Raw genomic sequence first — 14427 nt, forward strand, 5'->3', positions numbered from 1 at the left:
TGCGGACAAGGGGAGATGGCATGCCGGTAGGCAGGGTCGCCGTGGTCGGCGGAAGCATCACGGGCTGCGCCTTCGCGTTGGCGGCGGCGCGTGGCGGGGCCGAGGTCACCGTGTACGAGCGCACCACCGGCGAACTCGCCGACCGGGGCGTGGGTATCGCGTTGCACGTGGATCGCTACGTGGAACTGGAGGCCGCCGGCTATATCGACGACAGCACCCCGTGGCGCAACGTGGTGGGGCGCAAATGGCTCCTCGATGACGGAGGTTCGCCGCGAGGACGACTGGTCTGGGACCAGTCGGCCGCGTTCCGGATGTACAACTGGGGCCAGTTGTGGCAGGGGTTGCGGCGCCGGGTGCCGGCCGAGGTCGACTATCGCGGCGGCACGCCGGTCACCCTGGGCGCGGACGGCGAGGTGGTGTTGCCGGACGGCACCCGCGAGTACTACGACGTGGTGGTCGGCGCGGACGGATACGGCTCCGCGGTGCGTGGCGCGTTGTTCCCGGCCGCCGTGCCGCAATACGCGGGTTACACGATGTGGCGCGGGAGTTGTGCGTGGGAGCACGAGCCGATCGATCACCTGATCTCGATCTGCATACCCAACGGCCAGGGCGTGATGTACCGCATACCGGGCAGCGCGGGCGATCGCATGTCGTGGGGTCTGTACAGCTCCGTGGGCGGTACGGACAACCCGCGGCCGGCGCTGCTGGAGCTGGCTCGCAAGTACTTCCCGCCGTTCTGGGCCGACCTGGTGACGGCCACGCCCGAGAGCGAGACGTTGATCCAGCCGATCAACGACCTGGTGGTGGACGCCTACACCAGTGGTCGGGCGCTGGTCGCCGGCGACGCGGCGGCGATCGCCCGCCCGCATGTGGCCAGCGGTGCGGTCAAGGGCATCCAGGACGCGGTGGCCTTCGAGACGGCGTGCCGGGAGGTGGGTCGGGACGGTTCGTGGGACGAGGTGCTGGCGCGCTACCAGGCGGAGCGCCACCCGGCGGGCGCGGACCTGGTCCGGGTGGCCCGGGCGATGGGTTACGCGATGGTCGAGAACACCCCGGACTGGGCTGCCATGACGCCGGATCACATGGTCGACTGGTGGGCGGCCCAGCACGCCGACGACGGCTTCGGCGGGCACGCGCTGGGGGCGTCGATCGGCGCTCGCTGAGCGGATGGGCCGGGGGTGGGTCAGTCCCGGTGGGCGATGTGCATGTTGATGTTGAGCACGTTGCCGTTGGGATCGCGGACGAAGAAGCGGCGTACGCCCCACGGTTCGTCGGTGATCGGGTAGACGACCTCGTAGCCCCGATCGAGTGCCCGGGCGTGGGCCGCGTCGACGTCCTCGACCTCGATCGACATCGCCGTGCGGCCGGACTGGGCGTCCCAGTCGCAGTCCTCGGTGACCACGATGAGTTGCGCGGTCGGGTTGTTCGGCGAGCGGAACAACACGAACCCGGGCTCGTCCATGGCCGGCTCGAAGCCGAGGAAGTCCTGGTAGAAGTCGCGATTGGGGCCGAGTTCGGTGGCGGAGACGCTGGGAACGACGCGGTTGATCCTCATCGGGGCAGCGTAGGCGGGCGGACCGACAGCACCCGGACAGCCGGGGGGTGTCGGTCCGCCGGCGTGTCGAGCCCCCGCGCCCGGCCGGTCGCGGGCGCGTTCGGCCGGGCGGGCCCGAGGCAGTGCCTGTCCGGCCGGGTCAGGAGCCGTCCTCCAGGTTCCAGCCGATCACCCGATCCGGGTGGATGCGCAGCACCTCGTTGCTGAAGAACCCGACCGCGAACGGCGGTTCGTGGTCGCGCAACAACTCGGCCCGGCCGCGGATCTCCACCCCGCGCCCCCAACCCGGCTTGTACGCCCCCGGCTCGTCCGGCGTCATGTCGTCCACGACGAACGCCACGGCCGGATTCTGCTCGGCGTTGCGCCACTTTCGGCTCGCGCTCAGCTTGGGCCCGCCGATGTCGACGGTCCCGTCCTCGTTGAGCCGAAAGCCGACCGGCCGCACCTGCGGCTCGCCGTCCGGGCCCACCGTCGCCAGCCGCCCCAGGTCCTGCCCGAGCAGGTACGCCCGTTCGATCTCGCTGTACGTCGCCATGTCCGCCGCGCTCCGTCCTTGTTCGCCGCCCCCCCCGGAGATCCCGGGGTCCCGAGGTCCTGTGTCGAACCTAGAAGTTCAAGTGGACTTGATGTCAAGACGCATGACGGGACGAACATCCTCGAACGAGGTGCCGGCGCCGCCGTCCGGTGCAAGGATCGAGGCCGCATCACGATCCTGGGGAGGGGCACCGTGACGGGCTTGGAATTGATCCTGGCCGCATTGGCTGCGGGGGCCGGGGCGGGCGTCAGCGACACCGCCGGCAACGCGATCAGGGACGCCTATACCGGGTTGAGGGGCATGCTCCTGGCCAGGTTCGGGTCCGCTGACCGGGTCCGGCAGGCGCTGGAGGCCGCCGGTGACGATCCCGACGAATTGGCCGCGCAGCTCGGCCCCGAACTGGTGGCCGCCGGCGCGGACACCGACGAGGAGGTGCTGACCGCCGCGCGTGGGCTGCTGGGTCTGCTCGACCCGGAAGGAGCGCGAGCGGGTGTGTACACGGTGACGGTGCAGACCAACTACGGCGCCGCCGGCACCTTCACCGCCCCCGTGACAATCAGCTACGGGCAGCTGCCCGTCCCCCCGCCGACGCCGGACGCGGGGTAACACCGGGCGCGTTCGGAGAGGTTCCCGGCACGGAAGTGCCGGGAACCACGGTGTTCGGCCCGGCCGGGACCTTCCACGCCCCGGTCGTGATCAACGGGCGGCATCCGGTGCCGTTTCCGCATCGGGTGGGCACACTCCCGCCCCTGGCCGACTGTTGGCTGGAACGCACGCGGCCGGCCGAGCCGACCACGCCCGGAGCCGCGCCGCCGTGCCTGGTGGTGACCGGCCTCGGCGGAGCGGGCAAGACCCAGATCGCGGCCGGACTCGCCCACAGTGCTTGGGAATCGGCCGACGTCGACCTGCTGGTGTGGATCACCGCGAACTCACGCGACGCGATCGTCACCGGATACGCCCGAGCGGGAGCGGATGTCACGGGCGTCGAGGACGACGACCCCGAACAGGGCGCCGCCCGGTTCCTCGACTGGCTCGCCGAGCCGCGCGGGGTCCGCTGGTTGATCGTGCTGGACGACCTCCAGGTCCCGCGCGACCTGGCTCGACTCTGGCCGCCCGGCCACCCCCTGGGTCGCACCGTGGTCACCACGCGGCGCCGGGACTCGGCGCTGCTGCGCGGCCGACGGGTGTACGACGTCGACCAGTTCACGCCCGAGGAGTCGCTCGGCTATCTGCGACGCAAGTTCGACGAGGACGAACGGCTGCTCGGCGACGCCGAGTTGTTGGCCGAGGACCTGGGTCACCTGCCGCTCGCGCTGTCCCAGGCGGCGGCGTACATCCTGGACCGGGACGTATCGTGCGCCGACTATCGCAAGCGGTTCGCCGACCGGCGGCGGCGTCTGGTGGATCTGGTCCCGGACCCCGACGTGGAGATGATGCCGGACGACTACAGCCTGACCGTCGCCACGACCTGGTCACTGTCGATCGAGGCCGCCGACCGACTGGCCCCGGTGGGTCTGGCCCGGCCGCTGCTCGAGCTGATCGGTGTGCTGGATCCGAACGCGATACCGGTGGAGGTACTGCGCTGCGACGCGGCCCGCGCGCTGTTCACGAACGGCCCCGAAACGTCGACCGCCTCGGCGGAGGACGCCGACGACGCTTTGCACAACCTGCGTCGGCTGAGCCTGGTCACGGTGGCCGACGGCCTCGTGCGAGTGCACGCGCTGGTGCAGCGCGCCGCCCGCGAAGCCCTGGACCCGCCGGCACTCGGGCGCGTCGGCAGGGCCGCAGCCGATGCCCTGCGCGCGACCTGGCCCGAGACGGAGGACGACCACCGACTCGTTCGGCTGGTGATGGCCAATGCCGAGACACTGGTGGCGCAGCACGGTCACACCCTGCTGATCGGCAAGGTCCACGCGCTGGTCGACCAGGTGTTGTATGCACGGGGACGGAACTGGTCGCCGAATCCCTTGTGGGTGGCCGAAGTCTACGATCGGCTGCACGCGGACGCGGTGCGGTTGTCGGGCGCGGAGCACGAGACCAGCCTGGACCTTCGGCAACACCACATCAGATTCCGTTGCCTGGGCGGTGACGTGCACGGGGTGGCCGAGGCGATGGCCGAGGTGCTCGCGACTCGAATTCGGTTGTTCGGGCCCGATCACCGGGAAACTCTTTCCGTTCGGCGGGACATGGCCGGGTTGACCGGGTGGGTCGGCGAGGCGGAGCAGGCCGAACGCATGTACGGCGAGCTCGCCGTCGATTGTGCGCGCATTCTCGGTCCGGATGATCCCAATACCCTGAACTGCCGGCTGGAGGTCCTGCGTTGGCAGGCCGAAGCGGGTGAGGGAGCGGCTCAGGCCGTGCGTACCCTTCCCGCCTTGGTGGAGGATGCGACGAAGGCGCTCGGCCCCGACAACTCCACCGTGCTGGAGATGCGATGGGGCCTTGCCGCCTGGTACATGGAACTCGACGACTTTCCGGCTGCCGTGGAGTACCTGCGCCCACTGGTCGCCGACATGTCGCGAGTGCGGGGTGAACACCACTCGAAGACAAGTGAGATGCGGCTGAAGCTGGCGGACGCGTTGCTTGATTCGGGCGCGCCGGCCGATGCGGCGGAGCAGTACGCGAAGATCGTCGGCGCGATGGCGCCCGTCGCGCACTGGGACCGGTTCTCGACGCACGAGTACGTGAACGTCTTCTCGAAGATGCTGCTTGCCCGCTACACCGCAGGCGACCTGGCGGGGGCCCTCGCCGCCGGTTGGGAACTGCTCGAGGACGGGCTTCGGCACTGGCGTCATGCCACCGCCGATCTGTTCAACGTGGTCAATACGATCGGCAATGTCGCGACGCGATACGGCGAGGCCGCAGACGTGGAAAAGGCCGCCGAGATCCTGACCCGGCTGGTCGAGACGGCCGCCCCGATCGGTGGCCCGGAGGCATCCAGCGTCCTGGTCGCCCGGCACAACCTCGCCTGGTGGCGAGGTGTGGCGGGCGACCATGCCCACGCGGTGGCCGCGTTCACCGAACTCGTGGCGATCAGATCGCGGGTATTCGATCCGACCGACCCCGAAATCGTGTCCACGCGAATCGCGTTGGCGCACTGGCAGACGCAAGCGGGTGATTCGGCGAGTGCGGCCGAAGTGTTGGACGGGTTGCTTTCGGACCTGTTGTCGTCGAGTCCGATTCCCGAGGCGGAACTCCTGGGCGCCATGCGGTCGCTGATGTTGGCCGCACTGCGGTTACAGGTGTCCGGTGAGTTCACACTTGCCTACGGCTACTTCGAGCGGCTTCCCGCCCTGTTCATCCGCTACTCCGGGCCGGACGCGCAGGAGACACTCCGCATCCGTCATCAAGCGGCCGTCTGCCGGGCGCTGATCGGCGAGCGGGTGGAAGCGTTGGCGGCGGAGGAGGCGTTGCTCGCCGACCAGGTACGCGTACTGGGCCCGGTGCATTCCGACACCCTGGACACCGCGCTGATCATCGCCGCGCTGCGCGGCCTGACCGGCGATCCGGCGGGCGCCCACACCGTGCGCCTGGAATTGTTGGCCGATCTGGTGCGGGCGCGCGGCGTCGAACACGCCGACACCGTCGGCGTGCTGGACGGGCTGGAGGGGTTCGCGCGCGAGCAACGGGAGCCGGCGACCACCCTCGAACTCTGGACCGAACTCGCCGTCGAATACGCGGTTGTGTTGGGAGTGACCCACGATCGAACGCTCGCCGCCCGCCGGCAGCGGGTGTGGTGGCTCGTCGAAGCCGGTGACATCGTCCCGGCCGCCGCCGACGCGGAGGCGTTGCTGGCGGACAGCCGTGCCGTCCGTGACCCGCACCATCCGCAGACGTTGGAGGTGCTGGGCGAACTCGCCTACTGCCGCGACTACCTCGGCGACGTGGCGGGTGCTCTCGCCGCATACCGGGAGCAGTTGCGGGGTCTCCTGGAGACCTCCGGTGCGGACGCCGAGGCCACGCGGGGGGTGCTGCCCAGGCTTCGGATCGTCAGCGAACGCCCCACCACTCCCGGCGAACGGGCCGAGCGGCTGGCCGCGTTGGTCGTCGACTACGCATCCGTTCTCGGCGCCGACGCCTCGGAGGTGCTCTGGCTGCGCCTGCCCGCCGCGGACGCGTTGTTCACGTCCGGGGACCGGGAGGCGGGCGAGTCGGCGTTCGCCGAACTCCTGGCGGATTGCCTGCGGGTGCTGGGCCCGGAGCACGAACTGACCATGGGCGTACGCCACGACACGGCGCACCAACGCGGACTGGGCGGTGACCCCGAGGCGGCGGTCACCGGTCTGGCCGAACTGCTCGCCGACCGACTGCGGGTGCTCGGACCCACTCATCCGCACACCCTGCACACGCGCTGGGCCCTCGCGCACTGGCGGGGAGCCGCCGGAGACGTCGACGCCGCCGTCGCCGACCTCACCCGCCTGCTGGGGGAGTGCGAGGCCCACCTCGGTGCGGGCGACGAGCAGACCGAGGACACCCGCAGGTCACTGGCCCACTGGCGGGAGGTCGCGGGCCCACCTTCCCCGGATTAGTCGAGGCTCACGAACCCGGTCGGTGCGGAGCGCGACCGGCGCTCCCGGGTGACGTGTCGGGGGCCTCGCCCGACTCGTCCGGTGCGGGGTCGGTGCGCTGTTCGCGGACGAAGCGTTCCATGCCGGCGACGAAGCTCTCGGCTTCGGCGGCCGGCCAGGTGCCGAGGCGTTCGGTGAGGATGGCGGCCAGGCGGTCGCGCAGGAGGGCGATCACCCGTTCGCCGTCCTCGGTCAGGCACAGCAGGGTGGCTCGGCCGTCGTACGGGTCGGGGCGGCGGACCAGCAGGCCGCCCTCCTCCAGGCGGGTGGCGTGTCGGCTGGTGCCGGAGCGGTCGAGCCCGATCTCGGTGCCCAGTTGCACCGCGGTGAGGTTGCCGCAGCGGGCCAGGCCGCTCAGGACGGGATAGGACCTGATGTCGAGTCCTCGGCCGATCCCGGCGACCAGTTCCGCGTACAGGCCGTGCCGGGTGCGTCGTTGCAGCAGCTCACCGAGTGCGATTTCCAGGCGTTGCCCGTAGTCCTCGTCCATGGTCCACATCATAGCGTGCGAGCCGCACGCAATTGGGGTAGCGTTATGTGCGTGCGAAGCGCACGCTTATGGCCATAGGCGAAGCGTGTGCTTGATGCACATATCCCTGAGGAGGTTGGTCGGCATGACGCAGCAGGTGCGGGCCGAGCGGACGATGTCCTTGGCGAGCGATACACGCAGACTCGTCGTCGTCCTGCTGTTCGGCGCGGTGCTTCCGCTGGTGGACACGACCATCGTCAACGTGGCGCTGGACGACATCGCCCGCGAGTTCGCCGTCCCGGTGACCACGATCCAGTGGGTGGTCACCGGGTACGCGATCGCGGCGGCGATCGCCATTCCCGCCACCCGCTGGGCGGTTGCCCGGTTCGGCGACGCGCAGGTGTGGATCGCCGCGCTCGTGGTGTTCCTGGTCGGCTCCGTATTGTGCGGGCTGGCCTGGAGCGCGCCGAGCCTGGTCGCCTTCCGCGTCGTCCAGGGCATCGGTGGCGGGATGTCCATGCCCGTGCTGCAAACCCTGCTGGTGCGCTCGGCGGGGCAGGGACAGGCGCGTCGGGCGATGGCGGCCATCGGGGTGCCCGCCGTCGTCGCGCCGGTGCTGGGACCGCTGCTGGGCGGCCTGGTGCTCGATCACGCGAACTGGCGTTGGATCTTCTTCGTCAACGTGCCCTTGTGTCTGGTCGCCCTCGTGCTCGCCTGGCGTGGGATCCCGCGTCGGGCCGCCGAACGCGGGTTGCCGTTCGACCCGTTCGGTCTGCTGTTGTTGTCCGGCGCGTTGGCCGTGCTCGTCTACGGTCTGTCGCAGGTCGGACGACCGGGCGTGGCCGCGTGGGTGGCGATCCCCGCCGGCGTGGTGCTCGCGATGGTGTTCACCGTCCGTGCGCGGTACGGATCCCACGACGAGGTCGTGGACGTGCGGCTGTTCGCCGAGCCGACGTTCGCCGCGACGGGAGCGTCGCTGCTGTTGGCCGGCGCGTACTTCTACGGCGGCCTGGTGCTGTTGCCGCTGTACTGCCTGCGCGTGTTGCACCTGTCCGTGCTCGGCGCGGGGTTGATGCTCGCGGTGCAAGGGGCGGGGGCTCTGGTGGGCAGATCGGCGCTCGATCGCCTGGCCCCGGAGGCGGCGGCCGGGTCGGTGGTACTGGTCGGCCTCGGCGGCGCGATCGTCGGCACGCTCCCGTTCACCCCGGCCGGAGCGCACGACCACAAGCTGCTGGTGGCCGCCCTCCTGGTCCGGGGCGCCGGCATCGGGGTGGTCACCGTGGCGCTCCTCGGCGCCGTCTATCACAAACTGGATCGCGCCCAGATCCCGAACGCGAGCAGCCTCAGCCGAATCCTGCTCCAAGTCGGCGGCGCCCTGGGCGTCGCGGTGGCCACCGCCGTCCTGGCCGCCCAGGGCTCCCGGTCGGCACCGGACGCGGCCTTCGCCGAACCGTTCCGGTGGCTCGTCGGCGCGACCCTGATCGCCTTGATCCCTGCCTTGTTCCTGCCTCGGAAGGAAACCGACGGTGGCTGACCTCGACACGGAACCGGGCACGACCACGCCACCCGGCGCGGACCGACCGCGCGGAGGCGGGGGCCGACCCGGTCGGCGGCGGACCACACCGGCCAATCGGCCGCCGCCGCCGCGTTGGTGAGCAGGAGTTCCGCCGGATGGGACATCCGGTGATCGGGTGCGTCGGCCGATCTCACTCGGGGTCGAGGGAGCCTTCCCACAGGTGGCGTTCGGGGCCGCGGGGGTCGAGGACGATCTCGTTCGACGGCTCGTTGTCTCGGTGGAAGGTGAGTACCGGGCGCTGGGTGGTGTCGTACGCGGGCCAGTCGGTGAGGGAGCCGGTGCGGATGAACTCCACCCAGCGGCGGTGCATTTCGTCGGCCAGGCTCGAGGGTGCGTCGACCACGAGGGCGTCCACGCCGGAGGCGTCGAGGGAGTGCCAGGCGAAGGGGATCTCGGAGATGTGGCAGGCGCCGAGGAGCGGGCCGTTCTCGTCGCGGATCTTCGGCGTGCGCCAGCCGAACTCGTATACGTGGGTGGTGGCGGGGGCCTGGGCCCGGGCCTCGGCGATCCGGTAGGTGGGAATCCGGAAGAGTCGATCGGTCATCACCGCGGCGAAGACGGCGGGGGCGGTGTCGCGGGGGTAGGGGATCGGAGCGCCGGCCGCGTACCGGTCGTACATGGCGGCGCTGTCCGGCACGCCGTAGTCGGTGAGCCGCTTTTGCCAGTCCTCGGGCGGCACGCTCGTTGCGGTGAGCGGGACGAAGTGGCGGTTCTCCTCGACATTGCTGCCGATCAGCAGCGGGATGTCCGCGCCCGCCCCGGCGGCGATGGCGTCGATGGGGCGGCGGTGCAACAGCGTGCCGTCGATCACCGGTACCAGCGACATGCCGCAGGTCTGGATGGTGCTGTGGCCGTACTTCGCCGCATCCGCGTTCGCCACGATGTCGTTGTGCACCCGGGTCTGCGCGCCGACGATGCGGGTGGGCGACACGCGGGACAGTCCGGCGAAGGAGGCTTCCACCCGCAGGTCCGCCGCGATCGCGTCGACGACGAGGGCGGCGTCCTCGCGGGTCTGGGCCACGTGCGCGTTGCCGCTCTGCACGACGGCCCGGTGGAACAGATCTCGGCGGCCGGTCGAGAGCAGGGCCAGGATGCTCATCGCGCCGGCCGACTCGCCCGCCACCGTGACGTCGTCCGGGTCACCGCCGAACCCGGCGATGTTGTCCCGCACCCACTCCAGCGCGAAGATCTGGTCGAGCAACCCGCGATTGGCCGGCACGGGCGCGTCGGCGATGTAGCCGAACCCCTCGACGCCGAGGCGATAGTTGATGGATACGCACACGACGCCCTGCGCGGCGAACGTCGCGCCGTCGTAGGCGGTTCCGGCCGAGGCACCGCGCACGAAGGCGCCGCCGTGGATCCAGACCAGGACCGGTCGGCGGACGGCCGGGGCGTGCGCCTGGGTCCATACGTTGAGGTTGAGCCAGCCGTCTCCGGGGATCGGGTCCTTGCCGCCGAGCATTTCGTCGAGCGGACTGTCGTTCGGCCCGGGGGCGGTCGGACCGAAGTCGTGGGCCGGCAGCGGGTCGCGCCAGACCTCGGGGGCGACCGGCGCGGCGAAGCGGTTGACCCCGGTGGGCGGCGCGGCGTACGGGATGCCCAGGAAGCGGGCCGTGCCGTCTTCGGCGACCAGGCCGGAGACCGGGCCGTAGGTGGTCGGCACTTCGAGGGTGTCGTCGTTCGGCACGCGTCGTCTCCCTGGGTGTCGGTTCCTGCACGCAGTGGCAGCGTCCCACCGAACCCACGCGAGCCGTCACCGGAATGCCCGAACTGCACGGCGGTCAGGGCGCCGTCTGCGGACCTTGGCCGAATGACTACGTGTGATGTGTCCGAATCGCTACCGTGTGTACAGGCGAATTCGCCACATTGCGATCCCTGCATGCGCGAACACCGGGGCCGGCGCGTGGGGATGGACCAACCGGAGATGCCATGCCCACACGACCGCTCGGAGCCAACTCCAAGCTGGTGACCGCACGACGCACCCTCGGCCTGCACTCCCAGGCCGGCTTCGCCGACGCGTTCGAGGAACACGCCCTCGCGATGGGCATGCGACTGGCGGTGAGCGTGCGTCAGGTCCGGCGGTGGGAGAGCACGGATCCGCCGTTTCCGACGCCGGACTATCAACGGGTGCTGGAGGACTTCTTCGGGAGGCCGCTGAGTGCGCTCGGATTTTCCGCCACCGATGCGGCGTGCGAAGAGCCGATGGGTCGAGCCTGGCGCACCTTCATTACGGACGGGCCTGAACGCCTCCATCGGTTGATGCGGTTGGAGGCCGGGACGGCGACCGTCCGCTGCTATCAGACGATGTTCATTCCGGGGCAACTCCAAACTGCGGACTACGCCCTCGCGATCATCCTCATGCACGATCCCGCCCTGTCCATGGCGGAGGCCCGCGAGAGACAACAACTGCGGATGGAGAGGGCGCAACGACTCTTTCGTGGCGGTCGACCCGCCTGGTTCATCATTGCCGAGAGTGCTCTGTACCAGCCGGTGGGAAGTCCGGAGGTCCTGGCCGGTCAACTCGACCACCTTATGCAGGTTGTTTCGGAACATCCGCACGTCAGGGTGCAAGTCCTTCCGTCCGGGGCGCAATTCACGGCATCCACACCGTGCTTGATCCTGGAGCCGCAGCGAGGTCGATACGCCGCCTGGTTGGAACAATTCGCCGGTTCACTTCTGATCGACAGGCCCGATGACGTCGAGCACTTCGGAGCAACGTTCGATCGCCTGCATACGTCCGCGCTGTCCCAGATGGCTTCCCACAGCGCCATCGCGGGCTGGCAACAGGAGCTTTGCGGATCGATCGAGTTCAGCGCGAACCTCGTAGGATCAAGTCCGGCTACACCGGAAATGACGATTGCGTCGAAGTTGCGGTCATCGGCGCTGCCCTGGGCATCCGGGACAGCAAAGTACCCCGATCCCCAGTGATACCCGTGGCTCACTCGGCCTGGGCATCTCCCATCGCCCAACTTCGTCAACCCTGAGCCCAGTTGGGAATCTCCACGTCGGTTGCCGTCGAAGGCGTGCCGGGGCCGACTCCGGAAGCCGGCCTCGGTACGCCCTACTGCTTCGCGTCGTAGCGTGCCTTGTCTGCCTCGTAGCGCAATCGGTCGTCTTCGGCCTGCCGCACGTAGGGCTCCTGGGCCTTTGCGGACAGGTTCGACCACTCGGTGCCGAGGATTCTTCCGATGGTGGTGAACGAGGCGTCCGGGTTCGCACGCTTGACGCGTTCGCGGTTGTCCCGGGAGTAGAACATGTAGGGGGTCCAGGCGCGCTTGGGAGAACCGGGGGACTTCGGTGGCGTGGGTTCGTGGTGCACTGCGGAGTACGCGGCTGCGAGGCTTTCGTGGCAGTTGTGGCGAATGCGGCGGTGGGGAGCTGCTTCGGCCGGGTCGTGCGGGGTGATGCGGTACACGACGGGCGCCAGGTCAGCGGCCGGGGTGGCTCGAAGGTGCCCTGAGGGTCGGTCGTGGGTGGGCGAGGGGGAAAGTCACCGGCGCAGCGTAGCGGCATGATTCACGCGGCGACCAGGTCTGTGGGCCGCTGGGCCGGATAGGGACGGCATGTCCCCGATCGAGTGGTAACAACCGGGAAGGATGGCGGTTCGGGTTCGGGATCAGCAGCATGGCGGCGTCGCGGCGGATTGGCCGTCGCCGTTTCGATCGTGGAGAAGCCCATGCGTACGCGTACCTTGGCGCTCGGCGCCGCCCTGTCGTTGACCGCCCTGTTGCTGCCGGTGACGAGTGCGAGTGCGGCGCCGGCCGCGCCGCCGTCGTGCAACGACGGTTCGGTGTGTTTCTGGACCGGGGAGGGCTTCCACGGCAACACGTGGGAGTGGACCGCGCGTAGCGGCTATCGCGATATGCCGCCGGCCTTCCACGACCATGTCGGCTCGGCCGTCGCGAGCACCAGGGCGTGTTTCGTCGACTGGAGCCCGGTGGAGAAGCGCGACGTGTTCAACGGCGACTGGCGCTCGAAGTACCTCGGTGACTTCGGCGGGCGGATCGACGGCGTCGGGCCGGGCGCCTGCTGAGCACTTCGCGCCGGCGACGGCCGGTGCCCCGACGGGAGCACCGGCCGTCGCGACCTCAGTCGCGGACCGGCACCGTCACCGTGGACGGGTCGTTCGCCGGCGAGGAGAAGGCGAGTCCGGCGCCGAACGGGTTGTGCTCCAGGTAGAGCGGATCGACCGTGTCGAGCACCACGGCGAGGCGGTGGCCGGCCGGTACGTCGTAGGCCGTCGCGTACATGTCGATGTCGACCGGGAAGGCCACTCCGGGTGTCTTCCCGTGGAAGCTCAGCGGCGAGTGGGTGACCAACTTGCCGACGCCCAGCGGGCCGACGTCGTACAGGTAGGCGAAGATCGTCCCGCTCTCGTGCGATGCGGTGACCGTGGTGTGCAGCTTCGTCGTACCGCGCACCCTGGTCTGCGTGTCGTAGCGGTCGCTCTGCCACACGCCCGCGAACGCTCTGGGCAGCAGCGGGATCGAGGCGACCGGCGGTATCCGCAGGAACTGGTCGAGGATGCTGGACAGGAAGACCGTGCCGCCGTTCGCCCCGGAGTCGAGGTTGGCCAGGACGCGTTGGGTCCCGGTCAGCGCGATGGTGCGAGTGGCGGACGGCACTGCCGACCAGCTCGGGTAGCCCTCGTAACCACCGTCACCGGTACGGGGCTTGAGCTGTACGGGCGGCTCCCGGTCGATGCCGTTGTCGACGCCCCGGAGATGGTGGTCCAGCCAGCGGGTGGAATCGGCCCACATGTCGTTCGGCAGTCCGAACAGGCCGCCCAATTCGGCGGTGGCGTGGTCGCCGGGACGGAATTCCAGTCGCTTGGCGCCGGTCAACTTCGTGTAGAAGTCCGCGTATTGGTCCGGCGGGAAGAGCGAGTCGCCCCACGCGTTGCCGAGCATGATCGCGGCGCCGTTGGCGTTGATCCGATCGAGGTAGGTCGCGGGCGAGCGCTTGGCGCCCCACGCGAGCATGTCCGCCTCCTTGGCCAGGTTGCCGGAGAGGAAGTTCTTCAGGATCTCGGTGAGTTCGGCGCTGGGCCGGCCGGTGAGGAAGCCGGCGCCGCCCAACAGCGCGGCGGCCTGCGCGTGTTCGGTTCGGCCGCTGTAGATCGAGTCGATCAGGTCGGCCCAGCCGCTCATCGCGACCACGGCCTTGATCCGAGGGTCGAACGCGGACGCCAGCAGGCTGATGCCGGCGCCGTAGGACACGCCGGCCATGCCGATCCGGCCCTGGTCGGCGGGCGTGTTGGCGAGCGCCCAGTCGATCACCCGGGACGCGTCGGCGATGTCCTCGGGGCCGGCCGTCTCGATCTCGCCGCCGGATTGCCAGAAGCCGCGCGAGTTGTAGCCGATCACGACATAGCCCCGCTCGGCGAGCTTTTGCGCGGGCACGACGTACTCGATCTGCGGCATCGCCCAACTGGTCGGGAGCACCACGACCGGGTAGCGGGTGTCGGGTGCGCCGCCGGTGGGGGCGATCACGTTGGCGGCGAGCCTGGTGCCGCCGTCGCCGGGGATGTCGACGAAGCGCAGGGACGTTCCCGCGGCGGCCTGCACGGCTGCCGCGGGGGTGTGGGTGGGGACGGTGCCGGCCGACGCGGCGGGACCGAGCGTGGTCCCGGCGAGAATCGCGGCCGAGACGACGGCGACCGCACGAGCGCCCGGGCGCATGCGGAATCGACCCATGAGGGTCTCCTGACGTCATGGTCGGGGC

General features: G+C 70.1%; 13 protein-coding genes. 7 read left to right on the top strand and 6 right to left on the bottom strand.

The genetic code is table 11. The features are described 5' to 3' along the window. Positions 1-20: 20 nt before the first annotated feature. The gene (locus ABZ374_RS36535; protein WP_360319663.1) at positions 21-1163 is read left to right on the top strand and encodes an FAD-dependent monooxygenase; all 1143 of its coding nucleotides are present in this window, start codon (positions 21-23) and stop codon (positions 1161-1163) included. Between the two features lie 20 nt (positions 1164-1183). Here ABZ374_RS36535 and ABZ374_RS36540 read toward each other — a convergent pair whose 3' ends face one another. Together ABZ374_RS36540 and ABZ374_RS36545 are read right to left on the bottom strand one after the other, a co-directional pair. Further along, positions 1184-1555 carry a VOC family protein gene (locus ABZ374_RS36540; protein ID WP_360319665.1) on the bottom strand — a complete coding sequence of 124 codons (372 nt, stop codon included), beginning with the start codon at positions 1553-1555 and terminating at the stop codon, positions 1184-1186. 139 nt (positions 1556-1694) lie between these two features. Beyond that, entirely contained in the window at positions 1695-2090 is a 396-nt protein-coding gene (locus ABZ374_RS36545) for a PPOX class F420-dependent oxidoreductase (RefSeq protein WP_360319667.1), read from the bottom strand. Between the two features lie 192 nt (positions 2091-2282). On the opposite strand from ABZ374_RS36545, the gene ABZ374_RS36550 reads away from it, so the two are divergent. Next, complete coding sequence (locus tag ABZ374_RS36550) at positions 2283-2696, top strand: hypothetical protein (protein WP_360319669.1); 414 nt, start codon at positions 2283-2285, stop codon at positions 2694-2696. A gap of 35 nt (positions 2697-2731) precedes the next feature. Further along, entirely contained in the window at positions 2732-6619 is a 3888-nt protein-coding gene (locus tag ABZ374_RS36555) for a hypothetical protein (RefSeq protein ID WP_360319671.1), read from the top strand. Between the two features lie 7 nt (positions 6620-6626). On the opposite strand, the gene ABZ374_RS36560 is transcribed toward ABZ374_RS36555, so the two are convergent. Next, complete coding sequence (locus ABZ374_RS36560; protein WP_360319673.1) at positions 6627-7148, bottom strand: MarR family winged helix-turn-helix transcriptional regulator; 522 nt, start codon at positions 7146-7148, stop codon at positions 6627-6629. A 124-nt stretch (positions 7149-7272) separates the two neighbouring features. Between ABZ374_RS36560 and ABZ374_RS36565 the strand changes: the two genes are divergently transcribed. After that, positions 7273-8661 (top strand): DHA2 family efflux MFS transporter permease subunit, encoded by a 1389-nt coding sequence (locus tag ABZ374_RS36565; protein WP_360319675.1) that lies wholly within the window; start codon positions 7273-7275, stop codon positions 8659-8661. 172 nt (positions 8662-8833) lie between these two features. Here ABZ374_RS36565 and ABZ374_RS36570 read toward each other — a convergent pair whose 3' ends face one another. Beyond that, positions 8834-10390, bottom strand: coding sequence for a carboxylesterase family protein (locus ABZ374_RS36570; RefSeq protein WP_360319677.1), 1557 nt, complete (start codon positions 10388-10390; stop codon positions 8834-8836). Positions 10391-10632: 242 nt separating this feature from the next. Here ABZ374_RS36570 and ABZ374_RS36575 point away from each other — a divergent pair, with 242 nt between their 5' ends. Together ABZ374_RS36575 and ABZ374_RS36580 are read left to right on the top strand one after the other, a co-directional pair. Then, positions 10633-11631, top strand: a complete 999-nt coding sequence (locus tag ABZ374_RS36575) for a DUF5753 domain-containing protein (protein WP_360319679.1) — start codon at positions 10633-10635, stop codon at positions 11629-11631. Next, on the top strand, positions 11592-11687 hold the full coding sequence (locus ABZ374_RS36580; RefSeq protein WP_360319717.1) for a DUF397 domain-containing protein: 96 nt from the start codon (positions 11592-11594) through the stop codon (positions 11685-11687). The genes ABZ374_RS36575 and ABZ374_RS36580 overlap by 40 nt, the downstream gene beginning before the upstream one ends. Positions 11688-11764: 77 nt before the next feature. Here the strand turns inward: ABZ374_RS36580 and ABZ374_RS36585 are convergent, their stop codons facing one another. Then, the gene (locus ABZ374_RS36585) at positions 11765-12118 is read right to left on the bottom strand and encodes a hypothetical protein (RefSeq protein WP_360319681.1); all 354 of its coding nucleotides are present in this window, start codon (positions 12116-12118) and stop codon (positions 11765-11767) included. Positions 12119-12379: 261 nt separating this feature from the next. Between ABZ374_RS36585 and ABZ374_RS36590 the strand changes: the two genes are divergently transcribed. After that, the gene (locus ABZ374_RS36590; protein WP_360319683.1) at positions 12380-12736 is read left to right on the top strand and encodes a peptidase inhibitor family I36 protein; all 357 of its coding nucleotides are present in this window, start codon (positions 12380-12382) and stop codon (positions 12734-12736) included. A gap of 55 nt (positions 12737-12791) precedes the next feature. Here the strand turns inward: ABZ374_RS36590 and ABZ374_RS36595 are convergent, their stop codons facing one another. Continuing rightward, positions 12792-14399, bottom strand: coding sequence for an alpha/beta fold hydrolase (locus ABZ374_RS36595; protein WP_360319685.1), 1608 nt, complete (start codon positions 14397-14399; stop codon positions 12792-12794). Positions 14400-14427: the final 28 nt, after the last annotated feature.

Origin of the sequence: Embleya sp. NPDC005971 (assembly GCF_040629175.1) — a bacterium.
Taxonomy (GTDB): Bacteria; Actinomycetota; Actinomycetes; order Streptomycetales; family Streptomycetaceae; genus Embleya.